Raw genomic sequence first — 6,278 nt, 5'->3', positions numbered from 1 at the left:
GTTATTGAACAGRCGATTAATCAAATGAACATAATACAAAATGCAGTACAAGATTTATCTTCTATTATTTATTCTTTGGAAACAAGATCAAAAGAAATTAGTGATATTGTAACAGTAATTACAGGTATTYCAAATCAAACTAATTCGCTAGCTTTAAATGCTTCTATTGAAGCTTCACGTGCTGAGGAAACCGGAAGGGGATTTGCCGTTGTTGCTGATGAAGTGCGTAAATTAGCAGAGCAGACGGAAGCATCAGCAAAAGATATAGCAAAATTAATCGGGGAAACACAAGCTGAAACGGAAGAAGCTGTTGTTTCAATGCAAAAAGCTTCAAAAGAAGTAGAATCTGGAATTAAACTTGTTGAAAGTAGTGGTGCTTTCTTTGAAAAAATTTCAAAATCAGCACAATCTGTTACAAATCAAGTTAGAGCTGTTTCTAGCAATTCAAGTGATATTTTGCAAAATAGCCAAAATATTGTTCGTGTTGTAAATGAACTATCACATATCGCAAATACGTATGCGAATAGTAGTAGTAATATTGAAGAGAGTATGAAAGAACAGGAAATGTCTGTACAAGATATTGCTGAATTAGCTAGTTCTTTAAGTTGGCTTTCACAGGAGTTACAAGAGTTAATTGGGGAATTTAAAAGTTAAATGAAATGATTATACATGCTTTTGTTTGTTCAATAAAATAAATCATGCTACAATGAAAACGAATTAAGAACCGGGGAGCCAATTGGCTGAGAGGATGTAAGTATACATCGACCCTCAACCTGATCTGGATAATGCCAGCGTAGGGAGTTACTTTAAAGTGATGTAGCATAAGTTATTATAGAATAACTTGTATACAAGGCTTTCCTACATGGTAGGAAAGCCTTTTCTTTTTTTGAAACCATATTTTGTAAGGGGGATTTTATTATGTCACAACAAGTTACAATTTCATTTTCAGTAGTACCACAAGCGAAGAACAAAGATGTGTATTCCGTTGTTGATAAAGCAATTGAAATTGTACAACAGTCGGGAGTTCGTTATGAAGTAGGGGCAATGGAAACAACGTTGGAGGGAGAATTAGATGTACTTCTTGACGTCATTAAACGCGCGCAACAAGCTTGCGTCGATGCTGGAGCAGAAGAAGTAATTACTTCTATTAAAATTCACTATCGTCCAAGTACAGGCGTAACGATTGACGAAAAAGTTTGGAAGTACCGTGATGAATATGCAAAACCAGAAGCGATCTAAAATAATCACAACAATTTGGCTTATCCTTCTCATTGCTATATGGGAAGGATCTGTTTCATTATTTAAAATTGAGCCGTGGATTTTACCGAAGCCGTCTGCAATTGTGCAAGAGTTAATTGGAATGAAAGATTTACTATTACCGAATACAGTGCAAACGTTACAGGAAGTAATAATTGGGTTGTTTTTTGCAATTTTACTTGGGACGAGTATTGCTATCATTATGGATGTCATCCCTTTATTTCGGATTTTAATGAATCCATTGCTCGTTATTTCGCAAACAATTCCAATCGTTGTGCTCGCACCATTATTTATTATTTGGTTTGGATACGGAATGTTGCCAAAAGTAATGGTTGTTATTCTTGTTTGTTTCTTCCCAATTGCGCTTAGCATTTTAGAAGGTTTCCAAACGGTAGATAAAAATATGCTGAAACTGTTACAAACAATGAAGGCAACGAAATGGCAAGTTTACCAGAAAGTAAAGTTTCCAGCAGTACTCCCATACTTTTTCTCAGGTTTAAAAATTGCTGTTACATATAGTGTGATGGGGGCGATTATTGGGGAATGGCTTGGTGCCAGTGAAGGATTAGGAGTTATGCTTACAAGAGCAACAAAATCCTTTTTAACGGCTCGAGTATTTGGTGTTGCAGCGATTATCGTCATGGTGACATTATGTCTGTACTTTATTGTTGAATTTATGGCAAGAATAACAGCACCATGGATATACAGAAAGGGCGGCAGAAAATGAAAAAAGGTTTAAAAATTATGTTAGCTGCATTATTAGCAGTAACTGTTGCCGGATGTAATCCGGCGAAGAAAGAAGAAAGTTCAAGTAAAGATAAAAAAGTAAAAGTCGTTTTAGATTGGTTTCCAAATACGAATCATACTGGCTTATATGTAGCGCAAACGAAAGATTATTACAAAAAGCAAGGGCTTGATGTAGAAATTATCCAGCCTGGTGATAATGTAACGGCAGAGCAGATGATTGCTTCTGGGAAAGCAGACTTTGCGATAAGCGCACAAGAAAATGTAACATTAGCTCGTGTTGAAGGAATCCCAGTTGTTTCTGTTGGTGCAATTATTCAGCATAATACCTCTGCTTTTGCATCTCTAAAAAAAGATAATATGACGTCACCGAAAGATTTTGAAGGTAAACGTTATGGCGGCTGGGGGGGACCAGCAGAAGAAGCGACGTTAAAGACGATTATGGAGAAACATCAAGCTGATTTTAATAAAGTTGAAAAAATTATTCTTGGACAAACAGATTTCTTTAAATCAATCGGTCGTGATGCAGACTTTGAATGGATTTATTATGGATGGGATGGAATTGAAGCGAAGCGTCAAGGAAAAGAGTTAAATACAATTATGGTAAAAGACTTAGATCCAGCGCTTGATTTCTATAGTCCTGTTATTATTACAAGTGAAAAACATACGAAGCAAGATAAAGATTTTGTGAAAAAATTTATGACGGCAACGACAGAAGGTTATGATTTTGCAATTAAAGAACCGAAAGAAGCTGCGGATATTTTAATTAAAGCTGTTCCAGATGTGAATAAAGAATTAGTACAAGAAAGCCAAAAGTGGTTAAGTACAAAGTATCAAGATGATGCAAAAGCGTGGGGAGTACAGAAGGAAGAGATTTGGACAAATTACATGAATTTCTTATATGACAACAAAGTCATTAAAAAGAAAATCGATGTAAAAGATGCCTTTACAAATGAATTCCTTCCAAGTGAAAAATGAGTGGATTACAAATAAAAGATATTGTAAAAGCTTTCGATGGAAAGAATGTATTAGCAAATATTAGTGCGTCTATACAAGAGGGAGAGTTTGTCTCTTTTGTAGGTCCGAGTGGTTGTGGAAAAAGTACATTATTAAATATGATTGCAAGTGTTGAAGAGCCAACGAGCGGAGAAGTGTTTTATAACGAGGAGTATGTAAAAAAACAAGATGTTGTTAGTTATATGCCGCAACAAGATTTATTACTACCGTGGCGATCGGCTTTGCAAAATATCGTTCTTCCATTGGAAATCGAAGGGAAGCCTAAAAAACAAAGGCTGACAGAAGGAATGGAAGCATTAAAGCAATTTGAGCTAGATGAATACGCAGATCATTATCCAGATGAGTTATCAGGTGGAATGCGTCAAAGAATTAGTTTCCTTCGTACGTATTTATGTGAAAAGCCAATTATGCTGCTGGATGAGCCTTTTGGAAAATTAGATGCATTTACAAAAATGGAAGTACACAGTTGGCTTTTAAATTCTTGGCATCAAGAAAAGCAAACAATTGTTATGGTTACACATGACTTAGATGAGGCAATTTTACTTTCTGATCGCGTATTTATTTTATCTCAAAGACCAGCATCAATAGTTGGCGAGGTCCAAGTGGAATTACCTAGGCCGCRAACGATGGATATGTTAACATCTCTTGAGTTAAAGAAGGATAAGGAAGAAATTTTAAGAGTATTGGCTCCTTACATGAAAAAATAGAAAAAAGTCTTTTAACAGTTTTTTGTATAATTGCTGTTAAGAGGCTTTTTTCTATTGAAGGAGAAAGATGAAATCTATAGGGGAAATAGTGGGTTCATTAACATCGGATAAATTGGAAGAAGGAACAAAAGAAAAAGTAGAGAATAGAATATAACAGAGTGGTTTATACTCTTAATATAACAAATGTTAAAGGAGTGAAAGGATAAAATGACTTTATCAACTGTTCTTCAAATGGTTTTAGCTTGATACGGGAGAAGTCTGCCCATTTTTAAMRAWKAAGCTAAATTGAAGACAGCAGGTAAAGAACCTTAATCCTTTCTTACGATAATATGTAATGGGTAAGGTGTATTCACCTTACCCATTTTTATATGTATAACTAAATAAGGCTTTATACTGTTGTTCTCTCTATTTAGCTTATGGATCATAAGAAAAGGAGAGAAAAAAGATGAGTATATTAACAGTAGAAAATGTAAGTCATTCATATGGTGAGAAAACCATTTTATATAATGCGTGCTTTCGATTATTAAAGGGCGAACATGTTGGGCTAGTAGGGAAAAATGGAATTGGAAAATCCACATTATTACGCTTGTTAACAGGAGAACTTATACATGATGATGGAAACATTGAATGGTTTCCACATGTGAAGATTGGCTTTTTGCAACAGCATATAGATTTACAAGAAGGCATAACAATTGAAGAATACTTGCAAAGTGCGTTTTCTAACCTGTATGAGTTGGAACGTGACATGTTAAAACTTACAGAAGAGATGGCTGGAGCAGGAGAAGTAGCGAAATTGTTAGTAAGGTATGGAGAGTTACAAACTATATTGGAGAATTCTAATTTTTATCAAATTCATACAGAAATTGAGGAAGTAGCAACAGGCTTAGGCTTGTTTGAAATAGGATTGGAAAAGGATGTTTCAAAGTTAAGTGGTGGTCAGCGGACAAAGTTGTTACTTGGGAAACTCCTTTTAGAAAAAGCGGATGTTTTATTATTAGATGAGCCAACTAACTATTTAGATACAGCACATATAGAATGGTTGCAATCATATTTACAAATGTATGAAAAAGCTTATATTATCATTTCGCATGATGAAATATTTTTGAACAATATTACGAATGTTATTTATCATCTAGAAGAACGAAAGGTTAAGCGCTATGCGGGAGATTATGAAACCTTTTTGCAAAGTTATCAATTACAAAGGAAACAATTACAAGTGGCGTATGCGAAACAACAAAAAGAAATTGCACATTTAGAGGGTTTTATTCAAAAAAATAAAATTCGTAAAGCGAAACAAGCGAAAAGTCGTGAAAAARTATTAGAGAAAATGAAAAAGGTTGAAAAGGTTAACGATGTACCTCGCGCCCGTTTTGATTTTAATGTTTATACTGAGCCAGTGAGTCGTATATTACAGGTAGAGAAACTGAAAATTGGTTATGGTGAACCGTTATTTCCAGAATTGGATTTTCAAGTGAAAAAAGGGGAAAAGATTGCGATTATTGGTCATAATGGGATTGGAAAAACAACAATGTTAAAAACATTACTAGGACAAATAAAACCGTTAGGCGGCTCAGTYTCTGTTGGGGAACGAGTAAAACCCGCTTATTTTGCRCAAGAGGAATTTTCCTCAGAAATAACTGCACTAGAAAGAGTATGGGCAGGGAGACCAGATATGACAAGAAAAGAAATCCGACAAGCATTAGCAAAGTGCGGATTGAAAGAAGAACATGTATTAAAACCTATCCAGTTATTAAGTGGAGGAGAACAAACAAAAGTACGATTATGCGAACTTATCGTAACTAAAAGCAATGTTTTAATTTTAGATGAACCAACTAACCATTTGGATACAGAGACTAAGACGGATTTACAGGAAGCGTTAAAACAATATAAAGGTACAGTTTTAATTGTTTCACATGAGCCCTCTTTCTATGAAGCATGGATAACGAAAATATGGAATATCGAAAAATGGAACGTTTAACAATAATCACAAAGAAAAGGCATTAGCTTTTATGAGCTAATGCCTTTTCTTTGTGAKTAACATGATTTTCRAGAACTCTYAMRTGAGAATTKTAWGAAAAAGAACTCTTATGGTGCGCTTATAAGCGCACCATAAGAGTTCTTTTTCTTTGGTTATATTTATAATAATACTAGATGCCTTTCCCTAATAGGCTACTATCTTTTTTTATATATATAGATAGTTTGAAATGGAATGGAAATGATTCCTATATGTAAAGGATAATGTGATTAGTATGGGAAGACAATAGAACTTAAAGGAAATTCATGTAAAATTCAGATGAACTTCACGCGAACTTCATATTAGAAACTAAATATAATTATAATAGGTTATTATAATATAAATTGTGATTTTTCATAAAATTAAAAGTTTGAATTTAGGATAGAGCACTCAAACCTAAATTCAAACTTTAGTGAAATAATTAATGGAGGTTACGTTTAGTTTTCGTTAATGGATGCATTTACAAGTTCGGCGGGATTGCCTGTTCCTGCCCCTCCGATTGTAACTGATCCACCAGGAGGAATTTCACCATTCCATCC

Annotated in this window: 6 protein-coding genes and 1 riboswitch; all 6 genes read left to right on the top strand. The window is 34.5% G+C overall.

What is annotated here, in order from left to right; all coding sequences use genetic code 11:
• Window positions 1-654, top strand: a 654-nt coding sequence (locus tag AC1DJR_RS14045; protein ID WP_477002841.1) for a methyl-accepting chemotaxis protein, incomplete at its 5' end; no start/stop codon positions are given.
• Window positions 655-715: 61 nt separating this feature from the next.
• Window positions 716-817: riboswitch (TPP riboswitch) on the top strand.
• Window positions 818-918: 101 nt separating this feature from the next.
• Window positions 919-1,239: an MTH1187 family thiamine-binding protein gene (locus AC1DJR_RS14040; protein ID WP_429691783.1), complete on the top strand. Its 321-nt coding sequence runs from the start codon at window positions 919-921 to the stop codon at window positions 1,237-1,239.
• Window positions 1,211-1,984 carry an ABC transporter permease gene (locus AC1DJR_RS14035; RefSeq protein ID WP_002091231.1) on the top strand — a complete coding sequence of 258 codons (774 nt, stop codon included), beginning with the start codon at window positions 1,211-1,213 and terminating at the stop codon, window positions 1,982-1,984. The genes AC1DJR_RS14040 and AC1DJR_RS14035 overlap by 29 nt, the downstream gene beginning before the upstream one ends.
• The gene (locus AC1DJR_RS14030) at window positions 1,981-2,979 is read left to right on the top strand and encodes an ABC transporter substrate-binding protein (protein ID WP_002124979.1); all 999 of its coding nucleotides are present in this window, start codon (window positions 1,981-1,983) and stop codon (window positions 2,977-2,979) included. Before AC1DJR_RS14035 ends, AC1DJR_RS14030 begins: the two co-directional genes overlap by 4 nt.
• Entirely contained in the window at window positions 2,976-3,725 is a 750-nt protein-coding gene (locus tag AC1DJR_RS14025; RefSeq protein ID WP_477002840.1) for an ABC transporter ATP-binding protein, read from the top strand. The genes AC1DJR_RS14030 and AC1DJR_RS14025 overlap by 4 nt, the downstream gene beginning before the upstream one ends.
• Before the next feature lie 445 nt (window positions 3,726-4,170).
• Window positions 4,171-5,703 (top strand): ABC-F family ATP-binding cassette domain-containing protein, encoded by a 1,533-nt coding sequence (locus AC1DJR_RS14020; RefSeq protein WP_477002839.1) that lies wholly within the window; start codon window positions 4,171-4,173, stop codon window positions 5,701-5,703.
• Window positions 5,704-6,278 lie beyond the last annotated feature (575 nt).

It is taken from the genome of Bacillus sp. 05T31 (genome assembly GCF_056396725.1).
This window is presented reverse-complemented; position numbering and strand designations above follow the sequence as displayed.